This window comes from Halomonas sp. B23F22_10 (assembly GCF_043496975.1).
Classification (GTDB): domain Bacteria; phylum Pseudomonadota; class Gammaproteobacteria; order Pseudomonadales; family Halomonadaceae; genus Halomonas; species Halomonas smyrnensis.
Map to the genome: position 1 here is coordinate 619,629 of NZ_JBIEKF010000001.1, position 14,408 is coordinate 634,036.

The 14,408-nt window shown below is 68.1% G+C and carries 15 protein-coding genes and 1 tRNA gene; 10 read left to right on the top strand and 6 right to left on the bottom strand.

Annotated elements, in window-relative coordinates:
• The first annotated feature begins 175 nt into the window (after nucleotides 1-175).
• Both hrpB and ACGTNF_RS02770 read left to right on the top strand, forming a co-directional pair.
• Nucleotides 176-2,626, top strand: coding sequence for an ATP-dependent helicase HrpB (hrpB, locus tag ACGTNF_RS02765; protein WP_394600338.1), 2,451 nt, complete (start codon nucleotides 176-178; stop codon nucleotides 2,624-2,626).
• 44 nt (nucleotides 2,627-2,670) lie between these two features.
• A complete protein-coding gene (locus tag ACGTNF_RS02770) occupies nucleotides 2,671-3,126 on the top strand; it encodes a YchJ family protein (protein ID WP_394600339.1) in 456 nt (151 codons plus the stop codon).
• 91 nt (nucleotides 3,127-3,217) lie between these two features.
• Here the strand turns inward: ACGTNF_RS02770 and ACGTNF_RS02775 are convergent, their stop codons facing one another.
• Nucleotides 3,218-4,552: a Na+/H+ antiporter family protein gene (locus ACGTNF_RS02775; protein ID WP_394600340.1), complete on the bottom strand. Its 1,335-nt coding sequence runs from the start codon at nucleotides 4,550-4,552 to the stop codon at nucleotides 3,218-3,220.
• Nucleotides 4,553-4,818: 266 nt separating this feature from the next.
• Between ACGTNF_RS02775 and ACGTNF_RS02780 the strand changes: the two genes are divergently transcribed.
• The 3 genes from ACGTNF_RS02780 to ACGTNF_RS02790 all read left to right on the top strand — a co-directional run bounded on the left by ACGTNF_RS02780 (nucleotide 4,819) and on the right by ACGTNF_RS02790 (nucleotide 7,820).
• The gene (locus ACGTNF_RS02780; RefSeq protein ID WP_394600341.1) at nucleotides 4,819-5,880 is read left to right on the top strand and encodes an HlyD family secretion protein; all 1,062 of its coding nucleotides are present in this window, start codon (nucleotides 4,819-4,821) and stop codon (nucleotides 5,878-5,880) included.
• A 208-nt stretch (nucleotides 5,881-6,088) separates the two neighbouring features.
• Entirely contained in the window at nucleotides 6,089-7,084 is a 996-nt protein-coding gene (locus ACGTNF_RS02785) for a DUF2955 domain-containing protein (RefSeq protein WP_394600539.1), read from the top strand.
• Between the two features lie 130 nt (nucleotides 7,085-7,214).
• The gene (locus tag ACGTNF_RS02790) at nucleotides 7,215-7,820 is read left to right on the top strand and encodes a DUF938 domain-containing protein (protein WP_152478812.1); all 606 of its coding nucleotides are present in this window, start codon (nucleotides 7,215-7,217) and stop codon (nucleotides 7,818-7,820) included.
• Between the two features lie 16 nt (nucleotides 7,821-7,836).
• Here ACGTNF_RS02790 and ACGTNF_RS02795 read toward each other — a convergent pair whose 3' ends face one another.
• From ACGTNF_RS02795 to ACGTNF_RS02810, 4 genes are all read right to left on the bottom strand, one after another.
• Entirely contained in the window at nucleotides 7,837-8,031 is a 195-nt protein-coding gene (locus tag ACGTNF_RS02795) for a hypothetical protein (RefSeq protein WP_394600342.1), read from the bottom strand.
• Nucleotides 8,032-8,062: 31 nt separating this feature from the next.
• On the bottom strand, nucleotides 8,063-8,311 hold the full coding sequence (locus ACGTNF_RS02800; protein WP_394600343.1) for a hypothetical protein: 249 nt from the start codon (nucleotides 8,309-8,311) through the stop codon (nucleotides 8,063-8,065).
• A gap of 442 nt (nucleotides 8,312-8,753) precedes the next feature.
• Nucleotides 8,754-8,879, bottom strand: a complete 126-nt coding sequence (locus ACGTNF_RS02805) for a hypothetical protein (protein WP_016854754.1) — start codon at nucleotides 8,877-8,879, stop codon at nucleotides 8,754-8,756.
• Nucleotides 8,880-9,174: 295 nt separating this feature from the next.
• Nucleotides 9,175-9,251, bottom strand: a tRNA-Pro gene (locus tag ACGTNF_RS02810).
• A 185-nt stretch (nucleotides 9,252-9,436) separates the two neighbouring features.
• Here ACGTNF_RS02810 and ACGTNF_RS02815 point away from each other — a divergent pair.
• Both ACGTNF_RS02815 and ACGTNF_RS02820 read left to right on the top strand, forming a co-directional pair.
• On the top strand, nucleotides 9,437-9,799 hold the full coding sequence (locus tag ACGTNF_RS02815) for a CidA/LrgA family protein (RefSeq protein ID WP_016854814.1): 363 nt from the start codon (nucleotides 9,437-9,439) through the stop codon (nucleotides 9,797-9,799).
• Nucleotides 9,796-10,527 carry an LrgB family protein gene (locus tag ACGTNF_RS02820; protein ID WP_394600344.1) on the top strand — a complete coding sequence of 244 codons (732 nt, stop codon included), beginning with the start codon at nucleotides 9,796-9,798 and terminating at the stop codon, nucleotides 10,525-10,527. Before ACGTNF_RS02815 ends, ACGTNF_RS02820 begins: the two co-directional genes overlap by 4 nt.
• A 51-nt stretch (nucleotides 10,528-10,578) precedes the next feature.
• Here ACGTNF_RS02820 and ACGTNF_RS02825 read toward each other — a convergent pair whose 3' ends face one another.
• Nucleotides 10,579-10,929, bottom strand: coding sequence for a hypothetical protein (locus ACGTNF_RS02825; protein ID WP_016854816.1), 351 nt, complete (start codon nucleotides 10,927-10,929; stop codon nucleotides 10,579-10,581).
• A 361-nt stretch (nucleotides 10,930-11,290) separates the two neighbouring features.
• Between ACGTNF_RS02825 and ACGTNF_RS02830 the strand changes: the two genes are divergently transcribed.
• The 3 genes from ACGTNF_RS02830 (at nucleotide 11,291) to ctaD (ending at nucleotide 14,406) form a co-directional block, all read left to right on the top strand.
• The gene (locus ACGTNF_RS02830) at nucleotides 11,291-11,464 is read left to right on the top strand and encodes a DUF2970 domain-containing protein (protein ID WP_152478816.1); all 174 of its coding nucleotides are present in this window, start codon (nucleotides 11,291-11,293) and stop codon (nucleotides 11,462-11,464) included.
• Between the two features lie 129 nt (nucleotides 11,465-11,593).
• Nucleotides 11,594-12,712 (top strand): cytochrome c oxidase subunit II, encoded by a 1,119-nt coding sequence (coxB, locus tag ACGTNF_RS02835; protein ID WP_394600540.1) that lies wholly within the window; start codon nucleotides 11,594-11,596, stop codon nucleotides 12,710-12,712.
• A gap of 62 nt (nucleotides 12,713-12,774) precedes the next feature.
• Entirely contained in the window at nucleotides 12,775-14,406 is a 1,632-nt protein-coding gene (ctaD, locus tag ACGTNF_RS02840) for a cytochrome c oxidase subunit I (RefSeq protein WP_394600345.1), read from the top strand.
• The last annotated feature ends 2 nt before the right edge of the window (nucleotides 14,407-14,408 follow it).

A 14,408-nucleotide genomic window follows, 5' to 3' on the forward strand; every position in this document is an offset into this window, starting at 1 on the left:
GGCTAGCCGCTGGCCCGCCGGCGTGCAAGCGAGGCGAGTATCGGGCTCGGCGGTCGATGTCGCCGAGAGGGACCCGTCGACGAAAACTGGCTCTTGACCTGTCCATGACGCCCCAGGCTCGACAAAATGGCGCCTGGAACCCCCTTTCTCTCCGGGAATACGACACGAGATCCGCATGACCACAGGCGTGAATGACGCGACTCCGACCGGCCTGCCCATCGAGGCGAGGCTGGCCGACATCCAGGGCTCGCTGGCCGGGCACGCCCGTGCCCTGCTGGTGGCCGAGCCCGGCGCCGGCAAGACCACCCGCGTGCCGCTCGCCCTGCTCGAGGCCGACTGGTGCCGCGGACAGCGCCTCTTGCTGCTCGAGCCGCGCCGCGTGGCCGCCCGGCTGGCGGCGGGACACATGGCCGATTCCCTGGGCGAGAGCGTCGGCCAGACGGTGGGCTACCGGATGCGCGGCGAGTCTCGCGTAGGGCCCGAGACGCGCCTCGAGGTGGTCACCCAGGGCGTGCTGACGCGCATGCTCCAGGAGGACCCGCTGCTCGAGGGCGTGGCCGGGGTGATCTTCGACGAGTTCCACGAGCGCAGCCTCGAGGCCGACCTCGGCCTGGCGCTGACCCTCGACGCCCAGTCGGTGCGCGATGACCTGCGCCTGCTGGTGATGTCGGCGACCCTGGACGTGGCCTCGCTGACCGCGGTGCTCGGCGAGGACACGCCGGTGATCGAGTGCGAGGGGCGCCAGTTTCCGGTCGCCACCCATCACCGTCCTCCGAAGCGTCGTGGCGAGGCCTCGCGCCATCAGGCGGCGGTAGTGGCCGAGGCGCTGGCGGCCGACGACGGCGACGCCCTGGTGATCCTGCCGGGCGTCGGCGAGATCCGCCGCCTGGCGCGGGCGCTGGCCGATCGGCTGCCCGATGCCGCGATCCACGAGCTTCACGGCCGGCTGCCGCTGGACGCCCAGCGACAGGCGCTGGCACCCGATCCTGCGGGCCGTCGCCGGGTGGTGCTGGCCACCGCCATCGCCGAGTCGAGCGTCACGGTGCCCGGCGTGCGGCTGGTGATCGACGCCGGCCAGGAACGGCTGCCGGTGTTCCAGCCGCGCACCGGCCTGACGCGCCTCGAGACCCGGCGGGTCAACCGGGCCAGCGCCGACCAGCGCCGCGGCCGCGCCGGTCGCCAGGGCCCCGGCGTCTGCTATCGGCTGTGGGCCGAGGAGCAGCCGCTGGTGCCGGACCGCGAGCCGGAGATGCGTCAGGCCGACCTGGCGCCGCTGGCCTTCGAGCTGTCGCGCTGGGGGATCACCGAGCCCCAGTCGCTGACCTGGATCACGCCGCCGCCTTCAGGGGCGCTCGCTGCCGGGCGCGAGTTGCTGCGCGGCCTCGGCGTGCTGGACGACGCCCATCGGCTGACGGCGCTGGGCCGCGCCTCGACGCGCTGGCCGACCCAACCGCGGCTGGCGGTGATGCTTCAGCGCGCGTCCGAGCTCGACGCGGCGGCCCTGGCCTGCGGCCTGGCGGCGCTGCTCGAAGGGCGCGGTGCCGACGACGAGCGCGACCTGGCCGCGGCACTGGAGAAGCGCTTCGCCAGCCCCGGGGAGGATCGCGCCTGGCAGCGCGATGCGAAACGCCTGGCGAGCCTGATGGGCTGCCGGCTGTCGTCGCCGCGGATGGAGGCGCTCGGCGAGCTGCTGGCGCTGGCCTGGCCCGAGCGCATCGCCCAGCGGCTCTCGACGGGGCGCTTCCGGCTGGCCGGCGGCGGGCAGGCCACGCTGCCCGAGTCTCACCCGCTGGCCCACGCCGAGCTGCTGGTGGCGGTAGCCCTGGACGGCGAGGGCGGCGGCGGGCGGATCTTCCGCGCCGCGGCCCTCGACGAGGCGCGGCTGACCGCGCTGCATCCCGAGGCCGGCCAGTGGCGCGATCATCTCGAATGGTCCGACGAGCGCGGGCGGCTGGTCGGCGAGCGGCGGCGCGGGCTCGGCGCCGTGGTGCTCGAGCGCCGGCCGCTGACGAGGCTGCCGCCGGAGGCCGCCCGGCAGGCGCTGCTCGAGGCGGTGCGCCGGCGCGGGCTGCCGTTCGACGAGGCCACCGAGCAGCTGCGAGCCCGGGTCCTGCTGCTGCGCCGCACCCTGGGCGACGACTGGCCGGATTGGTCCGACGAGGCCCTGCTAGAGGACCTGGACGCCTGGCTTGGGCCCTACCTGGCCGGGCTGACTCGCCTCGACGAGGTCGAGGCGCTGCCGTTCGCGCGCATCCTCAGAGACGGCCTGGCCGGCGGCCAGTCGTCCCGGCTCGACGCCCTGGTGCCGACCCACCTGACGGTGCCCAGCGGCTCGCGGGTGGCGCTGGACTATCGCGGCGAGACGCCGGTGCTGGCGGTGAAACTGCAGGAGGTGTTCGGCTGGGAGGCCGCGCCGCGGCTGGTCGACGGCCGGGTGGCGCCGCTTTTGCACCTGCTGTCGCCGGCGCGGCGCCCGCTGCAGGTCACCGCGGACCTGGCGAGCTTCTGGGCCAATGGCTACCCCGAGGTGCGCAAGGACATGCGCGGTCGCTACCCCAAGCATCCCTGGCCGGAGGATCCGTGGTCGGCCCAAGCCACGGCGCGCACCAAGCGGCGTAACGCCTGAGCGCGTTTCGCTGAAGACGCTTTCAAGAGGGATACGAGACCCCGATGACGACTTCGAACGACTGCCCCTGCGGCAGCGGCCTGCCGCTCGCCGCCTGCTGCGGCCGCTATCATCACGGCGAGCCGGCACCGACCCCGGAGGCGCTGATGCGCTCGCGCTACAGCGCCTTCGCCCTGGGCCTGAGTGACTATCTGCTGCAGAGCTGGGCGCCCGAGACGCGACCGGCGTCGCTGCCGGACGACGATCCGACCCAGTGGGTGCGCCTCGAGATCCTCGATCACGACGAGGCGGGCGATACCGGCACGGTGCACTTTCGCGCCACCTTCCGCGAGGGTCGTCGCTGGGGCGCATTGGACGAGCGCTCGCGCTTTCGCCGCGAGGCGGGCCGCTGGGTCTACGTGGACGGCGAGCCCTCGGTGGCGCGGCTCAAGCCGGGGCGCAACGATCCCTGCCCGTGCGGGAGCGGGAAGAAGGGCAAGGCCTGCTGCGTGCGCGGCTGAGTCCCGCGTTGCCGAGCCCTTCTCCTGAAAGCAGGAGGCCCCGCCGGTATCGCCCGGCGGGGCCTCTTGCATGGTGACGCGACTGACTGGCTTACAGCGTCATGGCGGCGAGCCAGCCGAAGCCGATCAGCGGGATGTTGTAGTGCAGGAAGGTCGGCACCACGCTGTCCCAGATATGGTCATGCTGGCCGTCGGCGTTGAGGCCGGCGGTCGGGCCGAGGGTGGAGTCCGAGGCGGGCGAGCCGGCGTCGCCCAGGGCGGCGGCGGTGCCGACCAGGGCGATGGTGGCCATCGGCGAGAAGCCGAAGCCGATCGCCAGCGGCACATAGATCGAGGCGATGATCGGGATGGTCGAGAACGACGAGCCGATGCCCATGGTGATGAACAGGCCCACCAGCAGCATGACCAGCGCGGCCAGGCCCTTGTGGTCGCCGATCAGTTCGGTGGAACTCGTCACCAGGGTCTCCACCTGGCCGCTTTCCTGCATCACGCTGGCGAAGCCGGCCGCCGCGATCATGATGAAGCCGACCAGCGCCATCATGCGCATGCCTTCGGTGAAGATGTCGTCCTGTTCGTGCCAGTGGAACACCCCGCTGACGGAGAGCACGGCGAAGCCGAACAGGCCGCCGAGCACCATGGAGCCGCTGACCAGCTGCACCGCCACGGTGCCGACCAGCGACAGGCCGAGCACCGCCATCTGCCAGGGCTTGAGGTGGCCGGCGGCCTCTGCCGGGGTCTCGTCGCCGTGGGCCAGGTCGCGGTCCTCGTAGCTGCGCTTGCCGCGATAGCTGAACAGGATCGCGACCACGAGGCCGATCGCCATGCCGCCGATCGGCACGATCATCGCCGTGGGCACCATGGCGGCGCTCACGTCGAGGCCGTTGTCGTTGAGGTTGGTCAGCAGGATGTCGTGCAGGAAGATCGAGCCGAAGCCTACCGGCAGCAGCATGTAGGGCGCGGTGATGCCGAAGGTGATCACGCAGGCCACGGCGCGGCGGTCGAGCTCGAGGTGATTCATCAGCTTGAGCAGCGGCGGCACCAGCACCGGGATGAAGGCGATATGGACCGGGATCAGGTTCTGGGAGCTGACCGAGAACGCCAGCAGCACGCCGAGCAGCACGTAGACGATGGTGCGGCGGCGGGGAATGCCCTGGTCCAGGTGGAGCCCGGCGATGGCCTTCTGCGACAGCAGCTGGGTGATGCCCGAGCGTGACAGGGCCACGGCGAAGGCGCCGAGCACGGCGTAGGAGATGGCCACGGTGGCGCCGCCGCCCAGGCCGTCGTTGAAGGCGTCCATGATCTCGCCGATCGGCATGCCGGCGTAGAGACCGCCGACCAGGGTGGCGGCGATGAGCGCGAAGACCACGGACACTCGCATCAGGCTGAGAATGACCATGACCAGGATGGCAAGCACGATGGCGTTCATGAGGATTCCTTGCGGGGGAGGTCGGGGATGGGCGAAAAAAGCAGCCGTCCATTGTAGTCATCTCGACTCGCGATGCCAGGCATGCCGCGCAGAACGGGGCATCGATGCTCGTCTGGGAGCCAGCAAGCGGCGCTATCGATAGCGAGCATGAAAGTAGTTGGCAATACAATCTCGATTCATCTTTTAGCTTGCTAAAAGGGTTGCTATCATCTTTCCCTTTTGCGTCGCCGGCCGTCTCGGCCGGCCTCATCGACGGGAAGGGGTCAATGTCTCCAGATCAGAGTTTCGCGCGCTGGGTTCGAGTCGCGCTGGCGGCCTTCTGCGTGCTGTTCGTCTATTTCGTGGTTGCCGATACCTACATGCCGATGACGCCGCAGGCGCGGGTGCTGCGGCCCGTGGTGCGGGTGGCGCCGGAGGTATCGGCCCGGGTCGAGACGGTGGCCGTGTCCAACAACCAGCGGGTCGAGCGCGGCGACGTGCTGTTCTCGCTCGATCGCGCGCCGTTCGAGCTGGCGCTGCATCAGGCGCGGCTGGATCGGGAGGCGGTGGAACGCGACAACACCCTGCTCGAGGCCGATCTCGCCGAGGCCCGGGCCGATCTCGATGCGGCCCGGGCCTCCGCCGAGGAGCTGGCCGGCGAGCGTCGTCGGGCCGAGACGATGCTCAGTCGCCACAGCATCTCCCAGCAGCAGGTCGACAGCATCGTGGCCGAGGAGCGCCAGGCGCGCTCCTCGGTGGCGGCGGCTCAGGCCCGTATTCGTCAGCTTGAGGTGCAGCTCGGCGATCGTGGCGACAACAACCTGCAGCTGCGCCAGGCGGACAACGCCATCGACCAGGCCGAACTCGACCTGACGCACACCCTGGTGCGCGCCGACCGCGATGGTGTGGTGACCAACCTTCAGTTGCGCGAGGGCGACTACGTGACCCGCGGCCAGCCGGCCCTGGCGGTGGTGGGCGACGGGCTCGACCTGGTGGCCGATCTGCGCGAGAAGAGCCTGCGCCATGTGCGCGAGGGCGAGGCGGCCCGGGTGGTGTTCGACGCGCTGCCGGGACGGGTGTTCGAGGCGCGCGTGGCCTCGCGGGATGCCGGCGTCCAGGACGGCCAGCTGGCCGCGGACGGGACCCTGGCGGACATCCCGACCACCGATCGCTGGGTGCGCGACGCCCAGCGCGTGCGTCTGCATCTCGAACTGGAACATCCGCCCGAGCCGCTGCCCGTCAGCGGCGCGCGGGCCACCGTGCAGCTGCTGCCCGAGGCCAATCCGCTGTCGGCGCTGTTCGGGGGCTTGCAGATCCGCCTGATGTCCTGGCTGCACTATGTCTACTGATCGTCCCGGCGGGGACGAAGCACGGCCGGATACCGCGACCGAGGCGGCGCCGGGGGCCGGCGAGCGGGCCTCGCCGGCGGGTTCGCAGGTCGGGCTGGTGCATGGCCTGAGGCGACTGCTGCTGCGCTTGGCGGGGCTGGTGCTGCCGCACCGCGGCCATGCCCCGGAGGAGCAGGAAGCCGGCGAGTCGCGCTTCTCGGTCAACGACATGCGCCAGTGCCTGCGCATCGCCTTCGCCGGCATGATCGGTTTCGCCATCAGCCACCTGATGGACTGGAACTACGGCGTCTTCTATACCGTCTATCCGATGTTCCTGCTGGGCCTGGTGCCGGTCTTCAAACCCCATGTGGTGCGCCAGTTCCTGGGCAACGCCTGCATCAACGTGGTCGAGGTGTCGCTGGTGGTCGGGTTCACCCAGCACATGCCGGTAGTGATGACCGGGCTGGCGTTCCTGCTGTTCTATTCGCGCTTCCGGCTGATGGCGAAGGGGCCGCTGTTCCTGTTCGGCGCCAACGGCGTGCTGACGCTCAGCATATTGCTGCACTTCGCCAGCTATCCGAGCCGGAACCTGTTCGACCTGCTGACCAACAACGTGGTGGCCAGCGTGCTGGCGGTGTGCATCGCGGCGCTGATGTACCTGCTGTTTCCCGACGCCGATGGGCGCAAGCCGCCGCCGACGGTCGACAAGCCGGCCTCGCTGGTGCGCCACCAGACACTGATCGGCGCCATCACCGCCACGCTGTCGTTCGCGGTCTTCCAGACCCTGGACCTGAAGGACTCGCTGTCGGCGCAGATGGCCACCATCCTGATCCTGTTCGCGCTGGGCTATCCCAATGCCAGGGTCTCGGCGGTCAAGCGGTCGGTCGGCGCGCTGCTGGGCTGCAACCTGGCGATCCTGATACAGCTGCTGCTGTTCACCCAGAGCGATCATCTGCTGCTGGTGATGCTCAGCTACTGGATCGGCCTGATGCTGTTCGCCCGCATCCATCTGCTCGAGGGCGGCGGCTCGGGGGTCGGCTTCGGGGCCCTGACGACGCTCGGGATTCTCTTTGGCCAGTACCTGGGGCCGAACCAGGATGTCTTCTACGCCGCACTCTACCGCTTCAGCTCGATGAGCGTGGCCATGGTCACCACCCTGGTGGTGATGGCGGTGCTGCACCGCCTGCTGAACGCCTCGCCGATGACGCGGGACACGGTGTCCTGAGGCGGACACCGCCGGCGGCCAAACGGGGGAAGGAGGGTGGCGCGGCAGAGAGGCTGGCGCTGGAGAGGCGAGGGCCGATGCGGCTATCATCGGCCGTTTACTCTCCTTTACCCGATCGTCAGAGGCCATTATGACCGATGCCCGACTGTACAGCCCCGCCGCGGCCCGCAACCGCCAGCCGATTCTCGAGGTGCTGGCCGAGGCGCTGCCCGGCCCGGCGCGCGTGCTCGAGCTGGCCTCCGGCAGCGGCGAGCATGCCTGCCACTTCGCCGCGGCGCGGCCGGACTGGGACTGGCAGCCGAGCGACCCGACGCCGGAGGCCCGGGCCTCCATCGCCGCCTGGCGTGAGGCCGTGGCGCTGCCCAACCTGAGGGCGCCGCTGGCGCTGGACGCCACCGCCGACTGGCCCGAGGGCCGCTTCGAGGCGATCGTCGCCATCAACCTGATCCATATCTCGCCCTGGGCGGTGACCGAGGCGCTGATGGCACGGGCGGGGGAGCGGCTCGAGGCCGGCGGCATGCTGCTGCTCTATGGTCCCTACCTGCGGGCGGATCACCCGACGGCCTCCAGCAACCTGGCGTTCGACGCCGACCTGCGGGCGCGGGATCCGCGCTGGGGCATTCGCGATCTGGCGGACGTGAGCGCCGAGGCCGAGCGTCACGCGCTCGGCCTCGAGCGGCTGGTGGAGATGCCGGCCAACAACCTGTGCCTGGTCTTTCGCAAGCACGGCGCCTGATCGAAGGCCCGAGGCGTCACTCGGGCAGCTCGCCCGGCTCGCGATACTGCACGCCCTCGGCGCGCCTCTGCTGATCGGTCTTGGTCTCGTCCTGGGTGGGCACGCCCCAGACCGTCTCACGGTGGCCATCGGGCCAGGTGTAGGTGGTGCAGCCGCTGAGAGGGGCCATCAGGGCGAGGCAGAGCAGGGCGGTCGGCGCGAGTCGTGGCATGTCGGGCTCCTTCTGGGGAGCGCCCAGCCTATTAGACATGCTCGGGATCGTGGGTCCACACCGGGACGCCGCTTTCCTCGCCGGGCACGCGGACGCAGAACTCGCCCGGGCCCCGACACTCCACCTCATGACCGTCGCGGGTCCTGAAGGTCGGCAGCTCCCGGCTGATGGCGCCGCCGTGCTGAAGGCCCTCGAGGTGCGGCCGGTCGTGGAACTCGTCGATGACGTATTCGTTGCCGTGCTCGTCGAAGCCGATGTGGGTCTGTTCGTGGTGGCGCATGTCGTGTCCTCGCTGGATGGACTCGTCTGCAGTATTGCCGCCGGGTAGCCGAAAGGCGAATGGCGGCGTGCGGCCGCCGTGGTAATCTTGCGCTCGAGTCATACGTTTGAAACAGGAGTCTGTCATGCCCACTTCCCTGACCCCCGAAGTGCTCGATCACTGGACCGCCGTGGCGGCCGCCAAGAACGAAGCCGAAAAGGCCATCGCCCACTATATGGGCTGAGGCGGCATCGGCCAGGAGAGATCATCCAGGCCGAAGGGTGCCATCGAGCATGCTAACCGGGAGCCCCTCAGGGCTCCCGGTTAGCGTTTGGGCATTCGATTATTTCGTCGTTCCTGCCGGTCTCGGCGGCTTCTCGCGGTTGCTTCACCGGGCTGACGACACATGGCGGTCGGGGCTATGGTCGACGAGCATTCGCGCCATTAGCTTGTGCGTATTCGGCTACTTGCCGGAATTCTTGCGCTTCCGGTACTGGCTATAGGCCTGCTTCGCCGCCTGCCTGGCCTTTTCACGGTTCTCGGGCTTGCGAAACCAGTTCGCAATCGCGGCCCCAATGGCTTTCTTCATGGCATGCGCTCCTAGGATAGATGGCCTGTGCGACAGTTATGGATGCGTCAGTGGGTGAGATCAAGCCCTGTCACGGCCGCCCAAGTCTGTTGCGGTGAGCCATCCGAGTGTGTTCCCAGCATCTAGCGGTGTCCCTCGGCACAAGCGCTGTCCTGCATGCCCCGTCGTACTGGCAAACCAAGGGCGTCGGGCGGCGAGCAGCGCAGTTGGAAAAGGTGGGTCTGTCGAAAATATCCAGCCAAAGAAAAACGGCCACCGCTCTGATGAGCTAAGTGGCCGTTTTTCAGATGTTTGATGGTCGGAGCGACTGGATTCGAACCAGCGACCTTTGCAACCCCATTGCAACGCGCTACCAAGCTGCGCCACGCTCCGACGTTCTCTTTTGGGCTTGTTGCCGTTGGGCGTGTCCCCCGAGAACGAGGCGTATATTACCTCGCTCCTCCGCAAATGAAAAGTCCTTTTTGCGCTTTTTTTCAAAAGGTTGGCTAGCCCCGTCGAGAACTGCCGTCGTGCTCCCCGCTTAGTAGAATAGGAGCACACGGATAGGGAGAACGACGATGCCGCTGATCTTGGGAATGAGCATGCTGCTGGCGTGTCAGATGTTGGGGGAACTGCTGGCCAGGGGGTTGGCGGTGCCGATACCGGGGCCGGTGATCGGCATGGTGATTCTGCTGGTGGCCCTGCTGGTGCGAGGCAAGGTGCCGGATAGCCTGAGGGCCTCGGGCGAGGGGCTGCTGCGCTATCTGACGCTGCTGTTCGTGCCGGCCGGCGTCGGGGTGATGGTGCACGGGGCGCTGATCGGCCGCGATATTCTGCCGATCCTGGTGACGCTGGTGGTCTCCACCGCGCTGACGCTGGGCGTCACGGCCTGGGTGCTGTCGCGACTTCAGGGCCGCCTGGGCCAGGGAGGCCGCCGATGAACGTCGCTCGCCTCGACCAGCTTTGGGTCTACCTGTCGGGCAATCCGCTGCTGTCGCTATTGTTGACGCTGGTGGCCTTCACTCTGGCGGTGCGGATCAACAAGATGCTGGGCGGCACGCCGCTGTTGCATCCCGTGATGCTGGCGATTGCCCTGCTGATCGGCAGCCTGCTGCTGCTGGACATGGATTACGCCACCTATTTCGAGGGCGCCCAGTTCATCCACTTCCTGCTGGGGCCGGCCACGGTGGCGCTGGCCATTCCGCTGTACGATCACCGCGAACGGGTGCGGCGCCTGCTGGTGCCGCTGCTGCTGGCCTGTGTGACCGGGATCGTGACGGCCGTGGCCAGCACGCTGGGGCTGGCGCTGGTGCTGGGGGCGCGTCACGAGACGCTGATGTCGCTGGCGCCGAGATCGGTGACGTCACCGATCGCCATGGGCATCGCCGAACAGATCGGCGGCATTCCGTCTCTGGCGGCGGGACTGGTGTTGCTGACCGGGGCTATCGGCTGCGCGCTGGGGCCGGTCATCTTCCGGCTGCTGCGTATCCAGGATCCCGCGGTGCAGGGTTTCACCATGGGGCTGGCGGCCCATGGCTTCGGCACGGCTCAGTCGTTTGCACGGCTGGGCGCGGTGGCCGGTGCCTTCTCGGGGCTGGCGATGGGCATCACGGGACTGTTGACGGCCTTCCTGCTGCCGCCGCTGGTGCATCTGCTGGGACTGAGCTGATCGCCGAGGCGAGGGCGCCGCAGGGGTCAAGGAGTTCCGCGCGCTGGCCGATCAGATCTCTTCCCAGATCCGCTGGCGGAAGTCCTCGGAGAGCTCGGCGACCTTCTCGAGCCGCTGCCAGTGGACCTGGGCGACATCCTGCATGAGCCGCTGGTAGCACTCGTGGAGCTCGTGCGGATGCGCTTCGCCACTGTAGCAGCCGGCCATGCGCTCGCCGCTCTCCGCCAGCGCGCGCAGGCACTCGGCCTCGAACTGCATGGCCTCGGCCAGGCTCTCCAGCCAGGCGAACTGCATCCGGGCCAGGGGCGTCGTGCCTTGCGTCAGCTGCTGGGTCCACCATTGGAGCATGGCATCGCTGGCGGGAGGGAGGGCGCTGGTGGTCTCTCCCGTTGACTGGGTCATCTCGAACCTCCCGATCTGTGCGCTGAAGGGTGGTGCAACGCCATCCGCTTCCGGGCCAGGGGCGTCGTGCCTTGCGTCAGCTGCTGGGTCCACCATTGGAGCATGGCATCGCTGGCGGGAGGGAGGGCGCTGGTGGTCTCTCCCGTTGACTGGGTCATCTCGAACCTCCCGATCTGTGCGCTGAAGGATGGTGCAACGCCATCCGCTGTCGTCGCTGTCACCCCCGAAGTATAGGCCCTCGCAGCGCCCTCGCGTGCGCCGAGCGGGCTTTCCCTTTTTCCCTGATGCAGGTCAGGGAGTGCGCATATCGGCGATCCCTGGTCTACGGTCTAGGAGTGAGTCGGTCAGTGGGAGCATGTTCATGTGGCGGGTCATCGCGTCGGTGCTGGCGGCCTTCTTCGGGGTTCAGAAGGAGGCGCGGCGCCAGGAGGATTTCTCCAGAGGCGGGGCGGGGCCCTTCATCGTGGCGGGCGTGGTGCTGGCGATCGTGCTGGTGGTTCTGATCGCCCTGGTGGCGATGCTGGCGGCTCGCTGAGGAATCCGGACTGCGTTGAAGGGGGCGTTGGGTACGGGAGATGGCGCCCGCGGGTCATGCGACAACGGAGTCCTATACTCGATCCAGGCGTGGTGGATACACGTCGACGTTCAGGAGGGGGCGATGCGGATGCGCAAGCGGCTCGTATGGACGGCGAGCGGAACGGCCATGGGCGTTCCGGTGTCGGGGGCCCTGGCCAGCGGCTGGAACATGCCGGTCGGTGTCACCGATCTCAGCCGGGACATCCATGGCCTTCACATGGCCATCTTCTGGATCTGTGTGGTCATCGGCATCGTGGTCTTCGGTGCACTCTTCTATTCGCTTTTCCGCTATCGCCGCTCCCGAGGCGCCAAACCATCGGCCTTTCATGAGCACACCACGGTCGAGGTGATCTGGACGATCGTGCCGCTGCTGATTCTGGTCGTGATCGCGATCCCTGCCACGGCGACGCTCAAGTCGATGTACGACGCCTCCGACGCCGATATGGAGGTGATGATCACCGGGCAGCAATGGCGCTGGCGTTATGAGTATCGTGGCGAAGAGGTGTCCTTCATCTCCAGTCTGGCGACCCCTCGCGAGCAGATCGCCGGCCAGCAGGAAAAGGGCGAGCACTACCTGCTCGAGGTCGACCGGTCGCTGGTGCTGCCGGTCGACCGCAAGGTGCGCTTGCTGCTGACCTCCGACGATGTGATCCATTCCTGGTGGGTGCCGGAACTCGGCGTCAAGCAGGATGCCATCCCGGGTTTCGTCAACGAGAACTGGGTGCGCATCAACGAGCCGGGCATCTATCGCGGCCAGTGCGCCGAGCTGTGCGGTCGCGACCACGGTTTCATGCCGGTCGTCGTCGAGGCGGTGGAGCCCGAACGTTTCGATGTCTGGCTGGCCGAACGCCAGGCCGAGGCCGCCGAGGCCGCCATGGGGCTCGATAGGGAATGGTCCATGGACGAGCTGATGGCGCGTGGCGAGCAGGTCTACGGCACCATCTGCGCCTCCTGTCACCAGCCCGATGGCAGCGGCAACCCGCCGGTGTTCCCGGCCCTGGCCGGCAACCAGGCGCTGCTGGATGACCGCGAGCGGCACATCGAGACGGTGATCGATGGCATTGCGGGCAGCGCCATGCCGGGCTTTGCCAACACGCTGGATCCGGCGGAGATCGCCGCCGTGATTACCTACGAGCGAAACGCCTGGGGCAACGAGGCGGGCGACACTGTCCAGCCCTCGGTGATCGCCGAGCGACTCGCCGACTAGGCACGCTGGCGGTCCTTCTTTCGACGGGCGCCTCCCCGAGGCGCCAACCAGGGGGAACCACGATGGCTTCGCACCTGCCTCCCAAGTCGACCACGCAGCACAGCCAGCCCAGTTCCGCGGGGGTGGCCGCCGAGCCGCACTCGCCATCGGGTGGACTCAAGCGCTGGCTGCTGACCACCAACCACAAGGACATCGGCACGCTCTACATGCTGTTGTCGCTGGCGATGTTCTTCATCGGTGGCCTGTTCGCCATGGTCGTCCGCGCCGAGCTGTTTCAGCCGGGTCTGCAGCTGGTCGAGCCCGAATTCTTCAACCAGATGACGACCATGCACGGGCTGATCATGATCTTCGGCGCGGTGATGCCGGCCTTCGTCGGGCTCGCCAACTGGATGGTGCCGCTGCAGATCGGGGCACCGGACATGGCGCTGCCCCGGCTCAACAACTTCAGCTTCTGGCTGCTGCCGGTGGCCTTCACGCTGCTGCTGTCGACCTTCTTCATGCCCGGCGGGGCGCCCAACTTCGGTTGGACGTCCTACGCGCCGCTGTCCACCACCTATTCGCCACCGTCCACCACCTTCTTCATTCTCTCGCTGCACCTGGCCGGCATCAGTTCGATCCTCGGGGCGATCAACATCATCGCCACCATTCTCAACCTGCGGGCGCCGGGCATGCGGCTGATGGACATGCCGCTGTTCGTGTGGACCTGGCTGATCACCGCCTTCCTGCTGATCGCGGTGATGCCGGTGCTGGCCGGGGTGATCACCATGATGCTGATGGACATCAACTTCGGCACCAGCTTCTTCAACGCCGCCGGCGGCGGCGACCCGGTGCTGTTCCAGCATCTTTTCTGGTTCTTCGGCCATCCGGAGGTCTACATCATGATCCTCCCGGCCTTCGGCATCGTCTCGGTGATCATCCCGACCTTCGCGCGCAAGCCGCTGTTCGGCTACGCCTCCATGGTCTACGCGACGGCGTCCATCGCCATCCTGTCGTTCCTGGTCTGGGCGCATCACATGTTCACGGTGGGCCTGCCGCTGGTGGCCGAGCTGTTCTTCATGTACAGCACCATGCTGATCGCGGTGCCGACCGGGGTAAAGGTCTTCAACTGGGTGACCACGCTGTTTCGCGGCTCCATCACCTTCGAGCCGCCGATGCTGTTCGCCCTGGCCTTCGTGGTGCTGTTCACCATCGGCGGCTTCTCCGGGCTGATGCTGGCCATCTCGCCGGCGGACTTCCAGTACCACGACACCTACTTCGTGGTCGCGCATTTCCACTACGTGCTGGTGCCCGGCGCGGTCTTCGCGATCATGGCCGGCGTCTATTACTGGCTGCCCAAGTGGACCGGCCACTACCCGCACCTGCGACTGTCCCAGTGGCACTTCTGGCTCTCGGTGATTGGCGTCAATCTGACCTTCTTCCCCATGCATTTCGCCGGGTTGGCCGGCATGCCGAGACGGATCCCCGACTACGCGCTGCAGTTCGCCGACTTCAACATGATCACCAGCATCGGCGCCTTCCTGTTCGGGCTGTCCCAGCTGCTGTTCGTGGTGGTGGTGGTGATGTGCGTGCGCGGCGGCGAGAAGGCGCCGGCCCGTGCCTGGGATGGCGCCGAGGACCTGGAGTGGACGGTGCCGAGCCCGGCGCCCCTGCACACCTTCGAGACGCCGCCGGAGTTCGTGCCCCGGCAGCACTGAGC